Below are 15838 nucleotides of genomic sequence, written 5' to 3' on the forward strand. Positions count from 1 at the left end.
CTGATCACCTCACGCGGCTACCGTGAATCCATGTCCGGATAATGTACAGGGGCCAGATCCCATATTGAGCGCTGCTGTAGGACCATCGATATTGATTGCACGCCTTCCCTGCTGACCAATCAGCTTAGCGCACGTCCACCGTGATCTCGACGGACATGCCTGGAGCTAGCCGTGCCTTAATCGCGGCGCGGTCAGAAATCTCGATGCGCACAGGAATACGTTGGACAATCTTGGTAAAGTTCCCAGTCGCATTCTCCGCCGGGATCAGGCTGAACTGCGAGCCGGTCGCCGGTGACAAGCTGGCGATACGGCCAGAGAAATGCTGGGCGGGAAACGCATCCACGACGATGTCAACCGGCAAGCCGATCCGTAGGTTCTTGACCTGCGTTTCCTTGAAATTGGCGATCACGTAGACGTGGCCAAGCGGCACGATCTGCAGCGCGATCGTACCTGGCCGCACATATTGTCCCGCGCGCACAAGCCGGTTGGCGACAATCCCGCTGACTGGCGCGCGCACCACCGTTCGGGTGAGGTCAAGCCGCCGGGACGCCAGCCGAGCCTGCGCTTCCGCGAGCGTCGACTGGGCCGCCGAGCGCTGAGAACCCACCAGGATCAGCTGCTGCTGCGCCGCTTCCGCGTCAGCCCGGGCAGCCGAAAGCGAGGCTTCCGCCGCCGCGAGCGCACCCTCAACGGCATCGGCGCGTCGGCGTGGAAGGACACCGCGGGCGATGAGCTCGCGGGTCGAGTCTGCGTCCTGGGCGGCAACGACCGTCTGGGCCGCTGCGCGTTGCACCTGCGCTTGGGCGGCCGCGGCCCGTTGGCGCTGCATCGCAGTCGATGCAGCGAAACTGGCGATCACGCGCCGTTGAGTTTCCGCCTGCGCCACGGCTTCGGATTCACTGGCGTGGAAATCGGCCGGGTCGACTCGGAACAAGACGTCGCCGGCTCTGATCGGATGGTTCTCCTTGGCCGGCAGGTCGACCACATAGCCCGCAATCTTCGGCGCCACGATGACCATGTCGGCGGCGACGTAGGCATTGTCTGTACTTTCGCGAAACCTACCTTCCAGCCACCAATAGGCACCGTAGCCGAGTGCCGCCAATGCGACGAACACGGGCATAGCGAGCAGCAGGAGGTGCCGCCGCTTTGGCATCAGTGTCGGTATCGGCGGTTCGAGTTCGGCGGTCATTCGGTGCGCCGGATCTTGAACCACGGCACCAGCAGCAGCCCGAACACGAAGGAGCCTGCCATCGCCCAGAGCGCGTTGGCGAAGCTCATAACTGTCGCTTCGCGCTCGACTATCCGTTGCACTAGCACTTTGGCACGCATCGCGTTCACCTCGTCGTCGCTACTGTAGGAAGCGAGCAAGTCTTCGCGCCGTTCCAACGCGGCATGGACGGCAGGGTCCGCGCTCCGCATACGTACTGCGATATCGGCCTCGTTGGTCGCCCGACTCTCGATCAGGACGGTCGACAGCAGCGCAATGCCGATGGCACCACCCAGATTGCGCATCAGATTGAACAATCCGCTCGCCATCTTGAGCCGGTCGGCAGACAGCCCCATCAGCGCCAGATTGCTGATCGGCACCGCCACAAACATACCGGCGGTGCCCCGCAACGCTTCGCCCAGCAGCAATTCCCGTTCGCTCCACTCCGCAGTTATCGGAGTCATCAGGACGATGCTGGTCGCGAATGCCAGGAACCCTGCGCCCAGCAGTAGGCGTAGGTCCACTCGACGCATTAGCGGCATGACCAAAATCATCGAAACGATCTGGAAAACGCCGATGACTGCGATCGCCTGGCCGACCTGTACGGCGTTATAGCCTCTGATCCGCCCAAGAAACAGCGGCAGTAGGTAGATGAAGCCATAAAGTCCGATTCCTAGGATGAACGACAAGATTGAGGCCAGCGCGAAGTTGCGGTTCGCCATTGCGCGGAAATCGAGGACCGGACGTGAGTGGGTCAACCCGCGGTACAGCGCGAAGGCTGCGGAAAACGCGACTGCCCAGGCGGACCAGACGATCTTGTCAGAATTGAACCAACCCTCGCTGGCACCCGTCTCAAGAATATATTGCAGCCCCCCGAGCGCGACGACGATAAATGGGATCGACAAAGCGTCGAACCCGCGCAGCATGTGCAGTTGCGGTCGGTCGACCCGGACGAAGCGCGGTACGATCCACAGAATAATGATTCCCGGCACCACGTTGATTAAGAAAATCCATCGCCACGAGAAGGTCGTGGTGATCCAGCCGCCGATCGTCGGTCCGAGCACGGGGGCGAGATTGGCGGCGAGTCCCAACGCGATAGGTACGATCGTGGCCTTGGCCCCAGTGAATTGGCCATAGCCGGTCGAGAAAGCCAGAGTAACCAGCGCGCCGCCGAAAAACCCCTGGCCCACGCGGCAGGCTATCAGCATCTCCACCGACTGGGAAAGTCCGCACGCGATGCTCATCAGGGTGAAGCCCGCAGTCGATGCTGTATACACCCATCGCGTCGAAAACGCTGCGGCCAACCAGCCCGACAGCGGGATCATCACCACTTCGGCGATCAGATAAGACGTCTGGGTCCACGACACCTCGTCGGGGCTGCCGGCTAGTCCGCCCTGAATGTCGCCGAGGCTCGCGGCAACGATTTGGACGTCGAACAACGCCATGAACATTCCGAGGGCCGTCGCCGCGAAGCCGATGAATTTGACGCGCTCAGTCATTATCGTTCGGGCGACGCTGTGATTGCGCGGCTGACGCTGTCATTGCGCGGCAGCCGCTGCCATCAGCCGGCCCGCGAGCGGTCCCGCCGCCGCCACAATCGGCACCGCACCCTCCGTAATTGCCTGCCGTACCGCCGCCCGCCGGATTTTGCCGCTCGTCGTTCGGGGAATAGCTGCGGGCGGAACGAGTATTAGGTCGGACACCGACAGGTCGAGACGATGCAGCGCGGCCTGGCGCAGTGCTGCCGCCCAGCGTTCGACCTCATCACCTGGGGCAGAGTCGTCCTGTCGCCCCGCACGGTCGATTTCCGCAACCAGGACAACATGCGACCGGCCGTCATGTTCGACCTGCACCGCCGCGGACGGGGCGGGGCCGGCGCGATCGGCGAGTTGTTCCCACACCTGCTCGACGTCGCTTGGCGCAAAATTGCGGCCGCGCACGATAATGAGATCTTTGGCCCGTCCGATCACGTACAGACCTTCGGGCGTAACCGTGCCGATGTCGCCAGTCCTGAGAAAAGGCCCCTCACCCGTTGCCAGCGTCGCCATGAAGGTCTCGTCGGCCGGTTGCCCCCAATAGCCGGCGGCGACGTGCGGCCCGGCCAGCCAGATCTCCCCCGCCTCGCCGTCGGGTTGAGCGACGCCGGTTCCCGCATCAACGATCCGGACGTCGCAATGATCGGTGGCAGGGCCGCAACACACCGCCTTCACGCCGTCCAGCTCCGTCGTCGCGTCCGTTTCGACTGTCCGCAGAATCGGCGGCAGCGATGATCGCCGGCCCGTTGCCAGCAAGGTACATTCTGCCAGTCCGTAGCAGGGCAGGAATGACTCGGGACGAAAGCCGATCGCACCGAAGCACGCGGAAAATCGCGCCATCGTGGTTTCGCGGATCGGCTCGGCACCGTTAAAGGCCACTCGCCAGCCGGACAAATCGACCGCCGGCAGGCCGCGCCGTTCGGCATGCTCGACGCATAGCGCGTAAGCGAAATCGGGACCGCCGCTGGTATGCGCGCCATAGCGGCCGACCAACTCGATCCACATCAGCGGGCGCTGGATGAACGCGGCAGGCGAGGCGAGCACCGCCGTCGTGCCGAGGAACAGCGGTTGCAGGATGTTGCCGAACAATCCCTGATCGTGGAAATGCGGTGCCCAGCCGACGAAGCTGGAATTCTCGTCGTGACCGAACGCGGTCCGGATCATTTGTTGGTTGGCGCTGATGTTGCCATGGGTTATCATCACGCCCTTCGGGCGGCTGGTCGATCCGGACGTATATTGCAGGATGGCGAGATCGCCAGGAGCCGCGGGCGTTGACACTGCGTCAGTTTCCGTCATCTCAAGGTCACGCCAGTCCCACAAGGCGACGTCGCACGCCGCAGCGGCGGCATCGAGTTCGCTGCCATATTGCCGGCCCATTACCGCATCGTGGAGGACGACCGCCGGCGCGCAGTCGCGCAAGATTGCGACGACATTGGCCAGGCGCTCGCGCCGACGGCCGGTGGGCGCGATCGGCACCGCGACGGCGTCAGCGGCAAGACAGGCAAGCATCGCAACGGCGACCTCGATGCCCGGGGAGAACAGTAGCCCGACGCGCTGCCCCGACCAGCCACGCGCACGGATCGCGGCGCCGCCCGCTTTGACCGCGATCGCCAGCTCGGCATAGGTTAGCTGCTGAACGGGACCGGTGCCTTCGTCCTGAATCAGCGAGGCGCGACACGGCCAGCGCTCGGCGTTAGCGAGTATAACATCGACGACGGGAACGAAACGCAACGGTGCTGCGCGTGGCTCAGCTGACATGCCGCAGCGTCATCGGCAGGCGCTCGGGCATCCGCAGCAACGTGCTGCGCGCGCTCCAATCGAGCTCGCCGTCACCGGCCCGTTCAAGCTCGGCAGCCCCGACCAGGACGGTGACCGCTGCCTCGGCCTCCAACTGCGCGAGCACCGCGCCGAGGCACGCGTGAAGCCCGGTCCCAAACGCGAGGTGTGGGGGTCCCGCGCGATCGACCAAGAAGCGATTCGGCTCCTCGTAGGCTTCCTCGTCGCGGTTGGCCGATCCCAGGCACAGCAGGATGGTCGCACCTTCAGGAATCGTTACCTCCGGCATTACGATCGGCGCCACTGCCGTGCGCATCGTTAATTGCAACGGGGCCTCATGCCGCAGCGTCTCGCGCACCACGGCTTCGGCGCGGGCGGGATCGCGACGCAGCACGCGTTGCTCCCCGGGATGCTCGGCTAGGGCGAGGCAAGCATTCGCGATAAGCCCTGCGGTCGTTTCTAGTCCGGCGACATAGACCATGACTGCCATCAGTTCGGTTTCCGCCGCCTGCAACGGACCGCCCGACTGACCGAGTCCGTCGAGCAGGCGCAGCATCATGCCTGGGCCGGCATTACGATCGTCGCCAAGCCGTTGCCGCCCTCTTGCGAAGGCAGCGAGAACAGTATCGAGGCTGGCCACAGCCTCCTCTATCTCCGCGCCGCTCGCCGCCCGCGGCTCAAGGAGCTTGCGGATGATGCCAGTACCCCGGCGCACGTCGCCCACCCCTTTGTCGTCTAGCGCGAACAAATGCCCCAGCAACCGATCGGGAACGGCCTGAGCAAAGGCCTCGACTATGTCAATCTCGCCGCCGTGTGCCAGTAGGCCTACCACGATCTCGCCGCAGAGGTCGGCAAAGGTCTTGCGCAACGCAGATAGCGCGGCGGGCGAGAAGAACGGCGACACTGCCTTACGTAGCCGCCGATGCTCGGCACCATCGGTGAACACGATCGACTTTTCTGCAAATTCCAGCACGCGCCCGGCCGTAAGGTCGCCGTTGCGCTCGGCGAGCGCACGCAGCGTGGCCGGCACGTGACCAACGCTCAGTGTTCGATCCATCATCAGGCGACGTACGTCGGTGTGACGGGTGACCACCCACCGGCCTAGGCTTTGATGCACAGGGTTATGCGTCCTGAGCGCCGTGTAAGCCGGATAAGGGTTCGCGCGGAAGCCGGGCTGAAACGGATTGAAGCGGGGCAGACGCGGCGCGACCGCCCGACCATCAGGTTCCATACGTAGATCGCTTGATCGGGTCGAAGCGGATGCGCAAAAGGTCAATCCGCCGCATCCGGAAACCAGCAGCCGAGATTAGTAGATAGCGCTGATACCGAGCAATGAGTTCCGGATCGCCGGGCACCTCCCCGCGCGCCGCCGCAGCTCGCAGTTGTCTTGCCCAGATTTCGCAGGTGCGCGCGTAATCGCGGCCGTCGTTACGCAGCCTCATGATGTGGAACAGGCCGTCGCTGGCAACGACAATGTCTTCGAGCGTCGGCAATTCGGCTGCAGGAAAGATCTCTTCGGTGATGAACGGATTGCTTTCGGCGGGACGCATGGTGCCGTAAGCGATGGTCTGCAGCGATAATCGTCCGCCGCCATTGGTCCAATCGAGGCAGGATTTGAAGAATCTCCGGTAAATCTCACGCCGTTCCTCGACCGATTGCTCGGGATGGGCAAAATGCTCGAACGCACCGATCGACACCACGCCGTCGAACGGCCCATCGGGCGTGAAATCATGCCAGTTTCGTAGGACGACTTGGATACCGGCCGGTTGGTTCGCCGCAATGGCGGCCGCCTGCTGCTCGCTCATGGTAAGTCCGACGCACTCTCTCGCGCCGAACTCGCCGATCAGCGTGCGCATCATCGAGCCCCAGCCGCATCCGATGTCGAGGATGCGCATGCCCGGCCCGGCACCCAGTGCCTCGGCATGGTAGCGCAGCTTGCGCGCCTGCGCCGCTTCCAAGGAAGCATCGTCAGGCAACCCGTCCCACATCGCAGATGAATAGGTCATCGAGGGATCTAGCCATGCCGCATAGAAGTCGTTCCCGACATCGTAATGATGGCGGATCGCCGGCGCAGAACCGCCGGGTTCGATGGCCGGCGCGTCGCTCACGACTGTACGCGTGCAATGTGGACGACGGTTGCGACTTGGTCGGCGATGTCAGCGACGGTGCCGCCCTCGAACAACATCTCTGGCGATATCTCATTTGGGAGCTGTAACCACTCTTCCATCTCAGCCAACATGTTCACCGACTGCGCCGAGTCGATCCCTAAATCGTCAACGGTGGCATGCTCTGGGATTCTATCCGGCGTCGTCCCCGTCAGGTTGGCGATATAATCCTTCATCCAGGCCAGGATATCGGTGGCCGTCCCAATCGTTGCGTATGTCATAGTTTTTCTGTCCTGCGTGAGGTGGTTCCCTCGTTCCGCGGCGGCGTCCAGACGTCCCAGGCGAGACCGCCGGCCGCAAGCAATCGGATCAGCCAATACCCAGGATCGAGCCACGCACGGTGGAGGCCAAAGGAGGCGGATCGCGGATAGGCGTGGTGGTTATTGTGGAAGGACTCCCCAAACGTCAGCAATCCAAAGACTGCGCTGTTGTGGCTGTTGTCATCGGTTTCGTGGGGACGCTGTCCGACGGTGTGTAGAACCGAATTGATCGCCCAGATCGTGTGGCCGAGCAGTGCGATCCGGAGACCGCCGCCCCATAGCGCGCCGGTTAGTAAACCCCAGGGCGACCGTTCGATCAACGCCACCGCGACCGCCGGTGCCACGATGCCGAGCACGACCCATCGATAATAATGCCGGTTGACCCAACATACCGGTGCATTACGGAGCAAGTCCTTCGCATAATGCGCCGGGTTGGGATAGGCGTGGCGCGCCATCCAGGTGAAATGCGAATGCGTAAGGCCGCGCAGCTGTCCACGCCATCCGCGGGCCGCAAGGTTGGGCGAATGCGGATCACCCTCCTGGTCGCTATACTGATGATGGCGACGGTGGATGGCGACCCACGATATGACCCCACCTTGCCCCGCCATTGCCCCCGCGATCGCAAGGCCGACCTGCACCGCAGGCGTCGCCTTGAAAGCGAGATGCGTGAAATGCCGATGATATCCCGCGGTGATGCCAAGGCCAGTCACCGCCCACATCACGACCAACACGCTGATCTCGGGCCAGCCGACGGGACGGAAGAACGCCAGCACGACGGCAATTGCCGCCGCAACGTTCGGTAGCACGTCCAGTAGGAGGAAATGCCGCCGCTGCTGACGGTAGATATAGGGGCTTTCGATCACCCCACGCTTAGGCTGGACGCTCGGATCGAAACCGAGCGCCTGCGTGCCCGGCACCATCTCGTCGCCTGTCGTCTGGAAATTCATGTCCATATTCCCATCTCGTCAAGCCGCCGTCTGTACGGCAAATACTGCGCTCGTCCGCGCCACCGCCCTGCCATCGGCCAAGATCGCGCCGTTCGCGAAGGCGAGCCGAGATCCAACGCGCGGCGGCTCGGACGTGAACTCGACCCAAGCACCCAATTTCGCTGAACTTATGAAATCGACTGAGAGATTCACCGTCACCAGTGCGGTGGGCGGGTCAGTCGTCAGCGCCCCGGCATAACCCAGAGCAACATCCGCGACGCTCGTTAGCAATCCGCCATGGGCAAAGCCCCTTCGATTGACATGCCTCTCGTCGAGACGCAGCGCCAAAGCAATATTCGCTTCACGACGTATGTAGATCGGGCCTATCAGGTCCAGAAATGGACTGGTCCTGTCCCACACAACATAGCCGTTGGGGGTCTCGATGCTCATTGCCTCGTCGCCTTAAGCCGACCGCCGCGCTTCGCGAAAATGAGTTTATCGTACAAGCCTTCTTGAGTCAATTCTTTGACGATGGTGACAGCGCAATTGGCCCATACCTTTCGCTCGATGGTTTGAAAAACGGATATCGCTGTTTCTCGATAAGAAGGCTCGTATGTGGTACACAATTGGCAAAGACTGCAGTTCATCCCTAGCCTGACGACACACGGCCGTGTCGAATAGCAGGGCCGATCCGCATTTGATTGCAACCAGCCACGGCCATGGAGGACGGGATGAGCGACCTGAAGGCGACGAATGTACCGGAGATGCCGGTAGTGCCACGTGAGACTCTGGAAGCGGCGGTGGCGAACACGCCCTTTGCCCAATTGTTGGGTGCCACACTCACGCACTATGCCTTTGGCAAGGTAGAACTGAGCATTCCGTTCACGCAGGCGGTCACCCAGCACCACGGCTTCGCGCATGGCGCGGTCCTCGGGTTCCTTGCCGACAGCGCTTGTGCCTGGGCCGCAGCGTCAGCCGCCGGCGACGTCGTCACTGCGGAGTACAAGATCAATCTGCTTGCGCCGGCCAAAGGCCCGATCCTAGTGGGGCGCGGCGAGGTGATCAAGGTCACCGGCCGGCAGGTTACCGCACGCGCAGAGGTCTTCTCGGGCGTCGAGGGATCTTTCGTGCTGGTCGCCGTCGCCTTGTCCACGATAACCCGGCTAGGCGGCAATCGATAGAACTCGATTGTCGACCCCGGCTTTGCAGCCCCGCCTTGTGTAGGTTTTCTGTTCCGTTGCTACTCAGACCCCCGATCCCCAGGTTCGGGTTGTCTATCCGGGCGAGGACGCTTGTCGCGTCGAGCGCGGTCGGGGGAGGAGTTTCCTGCTCAGCGGGCGCGTTTGCGGCTACCGGCGCGGGCGCCGGAGTGATCGGTCCGGGCAAACCTGGGACGTTTTCGTTGAGGAAGGCGAGGAGGCCGGTCTCGTCGGTCGGCACCTCCACCTCGGTCCAGGTGGCTCCGGTGTCGCGTTTCAGCGCGCGCGTCGGCTTGCGTGCCGGCATAATGCGCGCGATCGCGGATGGTGAGGCCGTAGAGCCTCATGACGGTCGCCCCGGCTCGGCCGAGAGGCGGGCTTCCGCAGCGTCGAGAGCGGACGTCTTCAGCGCGTGAACACGGCTCGGTCCGTGTCGGTTGCGGATGCGGCGCAGACCGGCTCCATCGGGCTCGGAATCGTCTTTGCCGAACAGGTAGAGATCGAGCAATTTGCTCTTCCAGCGGCGTCCGTGCCGTTTGCGGAAGCTGACCAGCGTCCGGAGCTCATCGTCGGTCCATTGCGGTGTCGCCGGGATGTTCGACATCGAGGTTTCATCAAGCGAGGTCGTCATGGTCATGGCACGCTCCGGTGAAGGGCGGCCGGGGATCGACCGCTCACCAGCGCGAAAGCGTCCTCTCCTCTGTGCGTCCGGTGTTGGGTCCGCGCACCGGCTCGAGATCGCGCAGCTCTGCGAACTCGATTTTGGCGCTGCGTTCGCCGCCCACGGGATCGAAGAAGACGTAGCAATGATCGTCGAAGGTGCGGCAGAGCCGCCAGACGACGCCGTACCGGCCAAGGTAACGCTGGATGCCGAAGGCGGGATCGTCGCGGATGGGTTCGCGCGTGTTATCCTGATACCAGCGCCGGCCCTCGATGCGGCTTCCGGTGCGGAGAACACCAGTCGCGTAGGCGGCGCGGGTCGCATTATCGACCTGGGCGGCCTGTTCGTCGGTCATACGATAAACGTGCTTGGGTCCAAGAAACGTCCCGCTGCCCTCGATCGCGTCGACGTAGAGCGCGGTGAACACCGCACTCGCCGCCAGCATCCGGGTCAGATAGGCCCGGTTGGGCGTGCCGTCTGGAAATATGGCCTGCAGCCGGGCGTGAACCTCCTCACGCGTTGCAAGTGCGATCATGCCGGGGCCTGCCCGTAGAGCCGCGCCAGCTCGTCCTCGATCGCCGCGCTGCAGGCACCGCTGCCGACCAGCGCCTCAACGCCCCGCATGGCGGCGGGAGAGGGCAGGGGAAGTGCCTCCATCTCGAACGCGGAGACGGCAACACTGCCGTTGATGCACCGGAATAGCTGGTCGGCGACCTTACTGTTCAACACGGCTGCGACCGTCGCCGGCGACACGGCTGGGCGCGCAGTCGGCCGCACCATATTCAAGTGGTTCTCCACCACCACGCCGCCATGCTGAGCGATGAACTCGGCCGGCAGCTCGGCCGCGATTAACCGGCGTGCCTGCTCCTTGGCGGTCGTGCGCTGAACGAGAACGCAAGCCTCCTCCACCAACAGCCAAGCGTCGCCGCGTTCCATCTTAAAATAGGGGGAGTGGTTGCGCTTCTCGGCGCGGAACATGAACCGGCCGTCCGACGTCACCGCCTCGGCCCATATCAGTGGGTGTGCGCCGCGTCCGGCGCGGTCGCGCATCTGCCCTTTGAAGCGGTTCCACACTAACGGCCCGGTCGACACGCTGTAGCCCCAATTGGCAAGCCGGGCGGGCATCGCCTCGGCTGCGGCGATCAAGCCGCTATGTCGCGGCTCGCGTGGAGCAAGCCAAGGCTGCGACGCGGGGGAGGGGAGGCCGATGGTGCCGTTGCGGATTACGCGCGCTTCGCGCTCGCTCGCCACCTGGACATAGTGAACCTGGGCACGGCCGGGCTTCGCGCCGCGCCGATAGGCGGCAAGCAACGTCTCCTGCAGCACGTCCTCGAACACGCCGCGACGGGCATGAACGAAGTCGATCGCGGCGGGCGGGGCTTCCTTGGCGATCAGCTCGCGAAGCGCGGAGTAATAGTGGCCGGATAGGAAGCTTGTTGGGGTCAGATAGGCGATCGTGCCGCCCTTCTTGGTCCAGCGCACGGCTATGTCGGTGAACACGCCGTAGAGGTTGGCATGGCCGTAGAGCCCGCGCGCGAAGCGCCGGCGCTGCTCGGGGGTGAGGGTGACGCGCCCATAGGGCGGGTTGCCGATCACGAGGTCGAAGCGGGCTACAGGCGGCTCCTCAAGCGTGTCGGCGACGCGCACCACGATCGGTGCGTCGCGACCTGCAGCCGCGGTCACGTCCGCCAGCAACAGCTCAATCGCGTTCTGCCCGAACCCGGCCGCGTAGGGGTCCAGCTCCAACCCCTGCAGCCGCGTGCCGATCTGCCGTAACACGAATGCGGGGTCGGCCGCGGGGAGGGCGACGATCATGCGCTCGGCCGCGGGTAGCAGGAACGCGCCCCCCCCGCTGGCCGGGTCGAGCACGCGCGCCCTGGTCCAGTCGATGCCCTGCTCCTCGGCCATGTCGAGCAACCGCGTAGCAAGCGCGGGCGGGGTGTAGAACGCCCCCAACACGCCGCGCTCTCGTGTTGCGAGCAACGTCGTGTAGAGCCCGGTCAGGAAATAGACGGCCTCGCCGATCGGGAGCGGCGCGGCCTCGCGTCCAACAGCCCGCGCCAGTTCGGCAACGGCAATGTCGAGCTGGCCGTAGGGCTGGGCGAACGGGGGGCTGAGCCTGGCATGGGGCCGGGCCTGCAGCCGGTAGGTGTCGAGCGCGGCGCGGGTGAACAGTGCCGCCATGTCGCGACGCCGGGGTTCGGGCAAAGTCTGCGCCCATGCCCGCGCGAGCTGACGCGCGCGCGCCAGCTCGTAGCGTTGCCCCTCTAGGTCTGCAGGTCTGCTAAGCGGGAGAGCGGGCGCGAGACTGCGCGCCACGGTCAAGCCGCCTGCGCGAGCGAGCTATGCCCGCCCGGTATGTGCCGGTAGAGTGTCGACGGCTGCACCCCGATCTGCGCTGCGACCTCCTCGACGGTGATGGTCGGATCGGCAAGCATGGCCTTGGCGCGCTTGATCTCGGCAGGCCCCATCGCCGGTTTGCGTCCGCCGCGCCTGCCCAAAGCTCGTGCGTGGGCAAGTCCGGCGTGGGTGCGCTCTAGGGTCAACTCGCGCTCGAACTCCGCTACGGCCGCGAAAACGTGGAACACGAGCCGCCCGCCGGGGCTGGTGGTGTCGATAGCCTGGGTGAGCACACGAAGGCCGATCTCGCGCTTGGCGAGATCTTCGGCCGTTTCCACGAGCTGCCGAACGGAGCGCGCCAGCCGGTCCAGCTTCCACACCGCCAGCGTGTCGCCGGGACGCAGATAGTCGAGCGCCGCCTTCAACTCCGGCCGGTCGCGCTGCGCGCCCGACGCCTTCTCCATGAACACGCGGTCGCACCCGGCTTCGCGCAAGGCGTCGAGCTGCAAGGCGGGGGACTGGTCGCGGGTGGACACGCGGGCGTAGCCGACGAGCAAGGGCCTTCTCCGAAAACTCAACGTGACCTAGCCCGATTTCGGAGGAACAAACAAGGGACGGTTTTCGGAAGCCAGACGGGCCGTTTCAGCGACCTCGGTTGTAGATATCAGCGCTAATTGGCACGGTTCTGTCAGCGGTAAATGTCATCACGGGACAGGCTATTACCGCTGCCGACCCGAAAGGCCGTTACCGAACACCCATTCGGCGAAAAGTGGACGCAAGTCCTGGCCGCTTGATGCCTCCATCGCTCGCTCCAGATCGATGCTCGTAACCGTGCCGCCCGCATGGTCACGGGTGTAGTGACGCAGGCCCGACCAGAACGCGGCATCGCCTAGCATGGCCCGAAGCTGCGCCATAAACAGCGCGCCTTTGCTGTAGTGAATCGCTCGTCGGATGCCTAATGTAGGGTAGGTGCCGTTCCAAGCCAGCGGCTTGTCGAAGCCCATCGCTCGCGCCTTTTCGAGCCGGCTCCTGGCTGCATTGAGTTCGGCTTCATAGGCGACGCGGCCGTAGCGATGCTCCTTCCACGCGGCCGTCATGAAGGTCGTGATACCCTCGTTCAGCCAGAAGTCCTTGAGCGTTTCGCACGTGATCAGATTGCCCCACCATTGATGGGTGAGTTCGTGTACGATCGCCCAATCCTGCGACGGATCATCTGGCTGCGTCGGCAGCGCATCGGTGCCGAGGACGGAGTATGTCGCCGCCTCCTGCGCCTCATGGCCTTCGACCAGAAGCTGGCTGTAGTCGGCAACGGGAAGCGGCACGCCCGCCTTGGCGGAGAGAAAGGCGACCATCTCCCTTGTCCCTGCCAAGCGTCGTTTCAGCTCGCCCGCGTCGGCAGTATCGCTTAGATAAGTAAGCCTTTTTGATCCGGCCCGTTCGCTGACCCGCGTAAATCGCCCCACCGCAAAGCCATAAAGATAGGCCGAGTAGGGCCGGGGCGCTTTCCAGCGATGGATTTCGCTCCCGTCCGGTCCCGGTCGCCTTGCGATCATGCTGCCGACCGACAAGCTGGTCATCCCGGCCGGGACACGCAGATCGAGCGAGAAGGCCGCCTTCTCGCCGAACTTGTTCTGGGGACAGACCATCCAGTCGCAGGCGAAATAGCTGGTGTAGAGCGTCGTCGCCGAGCCGGTGAACCCACGTGCAGGGCGGCCATGATAGGACAACTCCAGCTTGACGGTGCGTCCACGCCGGAGCGGCCGGGGCAGGTCGAAGCCGAGCACATCGCCTTCCACGGTGTGGGCGAGCGCCACGCCATCGAGGGTTGCACTGTCGATGCCGAGAGCGTTGGCGGAGAAGTTCAGCCGCCGGACGCCATCCACCGTCGCGCGTAGCGTGATCCTCTCACGTCCCGCGACGGTCCTGTTCCGGATGTCCGGGGTAAGCGCGAGCCTGTAGCTCGCCACCTCGAATCCATCGCCAGGCGTGTTGGCGGCGACCGCAGGGCTGCACAGTAACCCCAGAGCAGTCCCGGCCAACGATGGCGCCAACATTCTGCGGATCACTGACGCCCCTTTATATGGCTCGGCTAATGAGCCAACCTATGGCTTCTATCGATGGGGGCCAACACCTAGGCGCGGTCGTGGCAGGATCACGTCGGCTTTGCCGCAGGCGCGGAAGGTTGGCGTCCAAGCGTCCGGTACACGGTCGGCCGCGATATCGAGAACACTTCCGCAAGATCGCTGATCGAATAATCGTCGGTGTCATACATGCGACGCAACTCCTTCTGCTGACGATCCGACAGCTTGGGCTTCTTGCCGCGCAGCTTCCCCTTCGAGCGCGCGACGGCCATGCCCTCGCGGGTCCGCATCCGTATCAGGTCGGCCTCGAACTCGGCGAATGTCGCGAGGATATTGAAGAACAGCTTTCCCATCGGGTCGGACGGATCGTGGACACTGGCTCCAAGCTGTAGCTTCACGCCCCGCATGGCGAGGTCGTCGCCGATCGCCCTCGCATCCGGCACCGATCGCGCGAGACGGTCGAGCTTTGGCACCACCAGCGTGTCGCCGCTTCGGACCGCCGCGAGTGCCTGATCCAGACCGGGGCGGTTTCGGTTCGTCCCGGTAAAGCCCTTGTCGGTGTAGATGCGATCGACCGCGACGCCGAGCTTGACCAATGCGTCCTGCTGGGCGGCAAGGTCCTGTTTGTCGGTGGAGCATCGGGCGTAGCCGATCAGCGTGTGTGTCATGGCGGAATCTGTAACGTAAAGGGGTCCCTCAACGCAAAAGATATAGTACCATCTATGTGAGACTCGGCTTTTGGCGGTTTCCCGTGCCTCGACAGGTCAGCCAGCGACCGTCCGCTGAACGATCCTCTTTCGGACGGGGTAGATCACCATGACCGATGATCGAAAGCCAGAACCGGGAAGCGCCGAAGTCGCGAAACGAATGGCCGTGCTTCGTCGGCACCTGCATGATGCAGTAACGCTGGGCGAAGCCGCGATCGATGCCGGCATATCGATCCGTACGGCCCGGCGCTGGCTTGCCCGCTACCGTGCCGATGGTCCGGCGGGGCTGGCGCGTCCCACCCGACCGGAAGCCGGCAAGCGTATCTTCCCGAAAGAAGTGGTCGAACTGATCGAGGGTATGGCGCTGCTCAAACCGCCGCCATCGATCGTGACCATCCATCGTCGTCTCGCTGGCGTCGTCGGCGAACGGGAATGGCGAATGCCGTCCTACGGCAGCGTGCGCGATATCGTGCGGCGGATCGATCCGGCGATGCTGGTCTTGGCACATGAAGGTGCTGCCGCCTTCCGCGACAAGTTCGAGTTGGTGCATCGGCATCGCGCCGAGCGCCCCAATGCAATCTGGCAAGCCGATCATACCCAGCTCGATATCCTGATCCTTGATGCAGGCGGCCGCCCGGTGCGGCCGTGGCTGACGACGGTGCTGGACGACTATTCGCGTGTGATCGCGGGCTACATGGTTTTCCTCGGTGCGCCGTCTGCGCTCAACACGTCGCTCGCGCTGCGACAGGCGATCTGGCGCAAGGTCGATCCGGCATGGCCGGTGTGTGGCATTCCCGATGTGCTGTACGTCGATCACGGATCGGATTTCACCAGCCTCCACCTCGAACAGGCTGCGGCCGATCTTCGTATTCGCCTGATCTACTCTGCCGTCGCGCGTCCGCAAGGGCGCGGCAAGATCGAGCGGTTGAGCAAGCTTGCCCAGCCGATCGACGCGCAGCGTCTGACCCTCATCCTCAACGA

16 protein-coding genes are annotated in these 15838 nt (G+C 64.0%); 2 read left to right on the forward strand and 14 right to left on the reverse strand.

What is annotated here, in order from left to right; all coding sequences use genetic code 11:
• Nucleotides 1-124: 124 nt before the first annotated feature.
• Genes ACFE71_RS11520 through ACFE71_RS11555 form a run of 8 tightly spaced genes read right to left on the reverse strand, consistent with a single transcriptional unit; the run spans nucleotide 125 to nucleotide 8319 of the window.
• A complete protein-coding gene (locus ACFE71_RS11520; RefSeq protein WP_375428931.1) occupies nucleotides 125-1189 on the reverse strand; it encodes an efflux RND transporter periplasmic adaptor subunit in 1065 nt (354 codons plus the stop codon).
• Nucleotides 1186-2706 (reverse strand): DHA2 family efflux MFS transporter permease subunit, encoded by a 1521-nt coding sequence (locus ACFE71_RS11525; protein ID WP_375428932.1) that lies wholly within the window; start codon nucleotides 2704-2706, stop codon nucleotides 1186-1188. Before ACFE71_RS11525 ends, ACFE71_RS11520 begins: the two co-directional genes overlap by 4 nt.
• A gap of 39 nt (nucleotides 2707-2745) precedes the next feature.
• Complete coding sequence (locus ACFE71_RS11530; RefSeq protein WP_375428933.1) at nucleotides 2746-4473, reverse strand: fatty acyl-AMP ligase; 1728 nt, start codon at nucleotides 4471-4473, stop codon at nucleotides 2746-2748.
• A 16-nt stretch (nucleotides 4474-4489) separates the two neighbouring features.
• On the reverse strand, nucleotides 4490-5749 hold the full coding sequence (locus ACFE71_RS11535; protein ID WP_375428934.1) for a cytochrome P450: 1260 nt from the start codon (nucleotides 5747-5749) through the stop codon (nucleotides 4490-4492).
• Entirely contained in the window at nucleotides 5739-6626 is an 888-nt protein-coding gene (locus tag ACFE71_RS11540; protein WP_375428935.1) for a class I SAM-dependent methyltransferase, read from the reverse strand. Before ACFE71_RS11540 ends, ACFE71_RS11535 begins: the two co-directional genes overlap by 11 nt.
• Nucleotides 6623-6904, reverse strand: a complete 282-nt coding sequence (locus ACFE71_RS11545) for an acyl carrier protein (RefSeq protein ID WP_375428936.1) — start codon at nucleotides 6902-6904, stop codon at nucleotides 6623-6625. The genes ACFE71_RS11540 and ACFE71_RS11545 overlap by 4 nt, the downstream gene beginning before the upstream one ends.
• Nucleotides 6901-7896: an acyl-CoA desaturase gene (locus ACFE71_RS11550; protein WP_375428937.1), complete on the reverse strand. Its 996-nt coding sequence runs from the start codon at nucleotides 7894-7896 to the stop codon at nucleotides 6901-6903. Before ACFE71_RS11550 ends, ACFE71_RS11545 begins: the two co-directional genes overlap by 4 nt.
• A gap of 12 nt (nucleotides 7897-7908) precedes the next feature.
• Nucleotides 7909-8319 (reverse strand): PaaI family thioesterase, encoded by a 411-nt coding sequence (locus ACFE71_RS11555; RefSeq protein WP_375428938.1) that lies wholly within the window; start codon nucleotides 8317-8319, stop codon nucleotides 7909-7911.
• A gap of 281 nt (nucleotides 8320-8600) precedes the next feature.
• Here ACFE71_RS11555 and ACFE71_RS11560 point away from each other — a divergent pair, with 281 nt between their 5' ends.
• The gene (locus ACFE71_RS11560) at nucleotides 8601-9050 is read left to right on the forward strand and encodes a PaaI family thioesterase (RefSeq protein WP_375428939.1); all 450 of its coding nucleotides are present in this window, start codon (nucleotides 8601-8603) and stop codon (nucleotides 9048-9050) included.
• 361 nt (nucleotides 9051-9411) lie between these two features.
• Here ACFE71_RS11560 and ACFE71_RS11565 read toward each other — a convergent pair whose 3' ends face one another.
• From ACFE71_RS11565 to ACFE71_RS11590, 6 genes are all read right to left on the reverse strand, one after another.
• On the reverse strand, nucleotides 9412-9705 hold the full coding sequence (locus tag ACFE71_RS11565) for a hypothetical protein (RefSeq protein WP_375428940.1): 294 nt from the start codon (nucleotides 9703-9705) through the stop codon (nucleotides 9412-9414).
• 37 nt (nucleotides 9706-9742) lie between these two features.
• Nucleotides 9743-10264 carry a hypothetical protein gene (locus ACFE71_RS11570; protein WP_375428941.1) on the reverse strand — a complete coding sequence of 174 codons (522 nt, stop codon included), beginning with the start codon at nucleotides 10262-10264 and terminating at the stop codon, nucleotides 9743-9745.
• Entirely contained in the window at nucleotides 10261-12048 is a 1788-nt protein-coding gene (locus tag ACFE71_RS11575; RefSeq protein WP_375428942.1) for a class I SAM-dependent DNA methyltransferase, read from the reverse strand. The genes ACFE71_RS11570 and ACFE71_RS11575 overlap by 4 nt, the downstream gene beginning before the upstream one ends.
• Before the next feature lie 2 nt (nucleotides 12049-12050).
• On the reverse strand, nucleotides 12051-12626 hold the full coding sequence (locus ACFE71_RS11580; RefSeq protein ID WP_375428943.1) for a recombinase family protein: 576 nt from the start codon (nucleotides 12624-12626) through the stop codon (nucleotides 12051-12053).
• A 162-nt stretch (nucleotides 12627-12788) separates the two neighbouring features.
• Nucleotides 12789-13952: a M1 family aminopeptidase gene (locus ACFE71_RS11585; RefSeq protein ID WP_375428944.1), complete on the reverse strand. Its 1164-nt coding sequence runs from the start codon at nucleotides 13950-13952 to the stop codon at nucleotides 12789-12791.
• A 269-nt stretch (nucleotides 13953-14221) separates the two neighbouring features.
• The gene (locus ACFE71_RS11590; protein WP_375428945.1) at nucleotides 14222-14818 is read right to left on the reverse strand and encodes a recombinase family protein; all 597 of its coding nucleotides are present in this window, start codon (nucleotides 14816-14818) and stop codon (nucleotides 14222-14224) included.
• A 148-nt stretch (nucleotides 14819-14966) separates the two neighbouring features.
• On the opposite strand from ACFE71_RS11590, the gene ACFE71_RS11595 reads away from it, so the two are divergent.
• Nucleotides 14967-15838: DDE-type integrase/transposase/recombinase (locus ACFE71_RS11595; protein WP_375428946.1), on the forward strand; the 872-nt coding region annotated here is incomplete at its 3' end.

Source organism: uncultured Sphingomonas sp., from assembly GCF_964237155.1.
Lineage (GTDB): Bacteria > Pseudomonadota > Alphaproteobacteria > Sphingomonadales > Sphingomonadaceae > Sphingomonas.